Below are 4,266 nucleotides of genomic sequence, written 5' to 3' on the forward strand. Positions count from 1 at the left end.
ACTAATATTATGAGACCTTTGCATAAATAGGAACAATCATCAGAAACCCACTTTTCACCCACTTGGCGATTTTTTAAACCCAGCCTTAGCCCTGCTAGGACAAGGTTTAAAGAAATCACCAATTGGGCAAAAATTGGATTTTGCTAATCATCCCTATTTATGCAAAGGTCTCATTATAAAACTCCAACAATCTAAGTAATTTTTTAGCGCAAGGTTATCGTAAGCTCAAAACAATTAGACACAAGAACTTAACTTCTCAGATTACACAAAACCATTTATCAATCTGAATTTTCCTGAGGATTTTGATGCTGTTTAATTCTATCTTGGTCGCTATCCTTAGCCTCGACCCACTTACCGCCCTCTTTACTAACTTCTTTTTTCCAAAAAGGCGCTTGTGTTTTTAGATAATCCATAATAAATTCACAGGCATCAAAGGCATTTTTACGGTGTTTACTGGTGGTAACAACCAATACAATTTGGTCATTAACAGCTAAATCTCCTACTCGGTGAATAATAGTTATATTGCCTATAGACCATTGGTTTCTAGCTTTATCAACAATAGATTGCAAGGCTTTTTCAGTCATCCCAGGATAATGCTCAAGCGTCATTTTTTGAATTGGCGTATCATTCAAATCACGCACTAGACCAACAAAAGATACCACTGCACCGATATTACCATCGTTAGCTTGAGCTAAAGCAACTTCAGTTGATAGATCAAAGTCTTTTTCTTGGACAACAATTTTGTTCATGGCCTTTATTATATTGCCATATAGCTGCTATTATTTGGTTTTTTACAGTTAAGTTAATCTAACAACTCGAAGGCATTAATGACGCTTTCGGCGACATCAACAATACGCTTATTTTTATCCATTGCCATCTTACGCAAGGATTGATAAGCCTCATCTTCGCTAATATCCTTACGCCGCATCAACAAACCCTTGGCTTTTTCAACTACTTTACGCTCTGAAAGTTGATTGCGTGTTGCATCTAACTCATCCTTGAGCGCCTGAAATTCTCTAAATCGAGCCATTGCCACATCAATAATTGGCTGCACGCGATTCTCTTCAAGCCCATCAACAATATAAGCATTCACACCTGATTTAATAGCAGAACTTGCCATCTCAGAATTTGATTCTTCAGCAAACATCACAATCGGCTTTGGCTTAGTTTTATTCACATCGGTTAAATTTGCAAATACTTCCTCATCAGGGATATCAGCATTCACAATCACCACATCTGCATGGGTCATTTCGTTGCTATTTTGCAAATTGGCACTACTGTCCATACGGCAAATCACCTCATGCCCTTTGTCTTGCAAAGCACGACGCAACATTGCCGAACGACCCGTGTTCTCATCAACAAGAATAATTTTAAGTGCTGTATTCATAAACGAACAATTATATAGGACTTAGAATCATCTATTGTGTTTTTGTCTCACTCATAAAAAAACCCCCAAGATGGGGGCTAAAATTCATACGAATTTTAAGGGGTCGCTAGAAAGATTTACTAATACTAAACATTGTGTTTTTTTCATTAAGCGTATTATAAGCAGCAGAGTTATCACTATCCTTAACCTTGGCAAAACCCAAGGCATAGTCTAAGCCATCATAGGATTTACCAAGGCTAACCCCATACACCTTATAATCACTACTATCGCCTTTCACTGCTTCAGAATATTTACCAGCAGTTAACGATATATCTATATCATTAATACTAGTACCGTAACTGACTTCAATATAATCACCTACTTCAAGAGTTTTCTTACCACTACCTTTATAATAAGTTAAACCAAAATCACCATAAGACGCACCAACATAGGCTTCATCAAAGTTTAAACGATTGCCAGTAGCATCTTTTGAATAACGATAGGTGATGTAACCAACTTCATAACCAATATCCCCTACCTCACCTGAATAAGATCCATAATAATCAAACTCAGATCCATCTGCAATATTAGAACCCCAAATCCCTAATGCAAAGCCGTTGCCCGCATCCCAATCAAGCCCACCTTGGATGGTTTTCTTATCATCAGATTGAGTCTTACCACGCCACACATAATCATTGGCAATAGTTATATTAGCACTAACTGCTGATTGTTTTTCTTCTTCAGTAGCAAATGACACTGAGCTAAAAGTTGAACTTAGACATAATGCCAATAATAGTTTTTTTGTATTGTTTTTCATTTTTATTTCCTTAATTTATATATTTTTAATAATGCCAAAAACAAAATGCTTTTGACTGGTTTTATTATTTAATCGTAAACTCTGGATAAGCGTGCAATCCACACTCTGAAACATCCACGCCTTCGGCTTCTTCTTGCTCTGAAACTCGAACACCCATCACAGCTTTAATCACCAACCAAAGTGCCAGTGATGCACCGAATACCCAAACAAAGATTGTTAAAGCACCGAGTAACTGCCCTGTGAAAGACGCATCTGTATTGGTTAATGGCACTGCTAATAAACCCCATATTCCAACAACACCGTGCACAGAAATCGCACCGACTGGGTCATCAATCTTAAATACTTTGTCTAAAATTGAAATTGAGAATACCACCAAAATACCACCAACACCACCAATTAAAGCTGCACCCAAAGCACTTGGTGTGTCAGGTCCTGCAGTAATAGCAACCAAACCTGCTAATGCACCATTAAGTGCCATCGTTAGGTCAGCCTTACCCCATAGTAGTTTCACTAACAAAAGTGCAGTAATCACGCCGCCAGCTGCAGCTGCGTTAGTATTTAAAAACACCATCGCAACAGCATTGGCACTTTCTTTGCTTGCCAAAGCTAATACTGAACCACCATTAAAACCAAACCAGCCCATCCATAAAATAAATGTACCCAGTGTAGCAAGTGGCATATTTGCACCCATGATTGCATTTGATGAACCATCTTTATTGTATTTTCCACGACGAGCGCCTAAGACTAGCACGCCTGCTAAAGCCGCTGCTGCGCCAGCCATATGCACAATGCCTGAGCCTGCGAAGTCCGCAAAGCCGTAATCAGCCAATTTAAATAATCCAAATACCGCCTCGCCACCCCAAGTCCAAGCGCCCTCTAATGGGTAAATAACGGCAGTAAACACCAATGCAAAGGCAAAGAATGAAAACAATTTCATTCGCTCAGCTACTGCACCAGAAACAATTGACATCGCTGTTGCGACAAATACAACTTGAAAGAAAAAATCTGCTGCATTTGAGTATGTATCACCTTGTCCACTAATACCGTCTAACATAACGCCACCACCGTACATTAAATCATAGCCATAGACCATATAAGTCGTGCAAGCAATCGCAAACAAACCGATATTCTTAGTTAAGATTTCAGTGGTATTCTTAGCTCTAACCATCCCTGCTTCTAACATTGAGAAGCCTGCTGCCATCCACATTACTAATGCACCCATCACTAAAAAGTAAAAAGTATCAATGGCAAATTGCATTTCTAAAATTGTATTTTCCATTATTGCCTCCTAAAGTGCATCTGTATCGGTTTCACCCGTTCTAACACGAACAACTTTTTCCAGATTATTAACAAAAATCTTACCATCACCAATTTTTCCTTCACCATCAGATTTCGCTGCTGTACTTATGACTCCAATCACACTGTCAACCTGGTCTGCACCAATCGCAATCTCTAACTTAACTTTTGGCAAAAAATCTACCGTATATTCAGCACCACGATAAAGTTCTGTGTGTCCTTTTTGACGCCCAAAACCTTTAACCTCTGTGGCTGTAATCCCTGAAATACCTATTTCATGTAGAGCTTCTCTAACTTCATCAAGCTTAAAGGGCTTGATAATTGCTGTGACCATTTTCATTTAAGTTTCTCCGTTCAACACTTTTATAATCTTATAAACAAAAAAAGCCAGCAGTCACATCCGCATAAAACTATGCAAATTCAACTACTGGCTTCTATACCTTTTTTCCAGTTCTACCTTGAAACTGGCGAAAAAAAACACTTACTTAAACTCCTTAATTATAAAAAAGTCCAAATAAACGCCGATGTTCTGTGTCAAATTCCACCTTTGGAATCAACTGCTGTAGATTATATACTAAAAAATTCTACTACACAAGGTTTTTTCAAAAATATTTCTCTACTACTCATACAATTCAAACGCCTTTAGCAATCAATTATATTATTTGAGACTTTTGCATAACTCATAATTCTCCACCTTAATTTCAATTTTTAGATTTTTTCAAAAATATTTTCAAAACTACCTGTATTTTTTCATAAAGTCAAAAAAACCTTATTTTCCCAGCTGTTT

At 37.7% G+C, this 4,266-nt stretch carries 5 protein-coding genes; all 5 read right to left on the bottom strand.

Annotated elements, in window-relative coordinates; translation table 11 throughout:
* Positions 1-278: 278 nt before the first annotated feature.
* On the bottom strand, positions 279-749 hold the full coding sequence (gene moaE, locus BAZSYMA_RS00830) for a molybdopterin synthase catalytic subunit MoaE (RefSeq protein ID WP_090714587.1): 471 nt from the start codon (positions 747-749) through the stop codon (positions 279-281).
* Positions 750-802: 53 nt separating this feature from the next.
* On the bottom strand, positions 803-1,387 hold the full coding sequence (locus tag BAZSYMA_RS00835; protein ID WP_090714589.1) for an ANTAR domain-containing response regulator: 585 nt from the start codon (positions 1,385-1,387) through the stop codon (positions 803-805).
* A gap of 106 nt (positions 1,388-1,493) precedes the next feature.
* Positions 1,494-2,183 carry a TorF family putative porin gene (locus tag BAZSYMA_RS00840; protein ID WP_090714592.1) on the bottom strand — a complete coding sequence of 230 codons (690 nt, stop codon included), beginning with the start codon at positions 2,181-2,183 and terminating at the stop codon, positions 1,494-1,496.
* A 64-nt stretch (positions 2,184-2,247) separates the two neighbouring features.
* The gene (locus BAZSYMA_RS00845) at positions 2,248-3,462 is read right to left on the bottom strand and encodes an ammonium transporter family protein (RefSeq protein WP_090714594.1); all 1,215 of its coding nucleotides are present in this window, start codon (positions 3,460-3,462) and stop codon (positions 2,248-2,250) included.
* Positions 3,463-3,471: 9 nt separating this feature from the next.
* A complete protein-coding gene (locus tag BAZSYMA_RS00850) occupies positions 3,472-3,819 on the bottom strand; it encodes a P-II family nitrogen regulator (RefSeq protein WP_090714596.1) in 348 nt (115 codons plus the stop codon).
* Positions 3,820-4,266 lie beyond the last annotated feature (447 nt).

This window comes from Bathymodiolus azoricus thioautotrophic gill symbiont, assembly GCF_001298715.1.
GTDB lineage: Bacteria > Pseudomonadota > Gammaproteobacteria > PS1 > Pseudothioglobaceae > Thiodubiliella.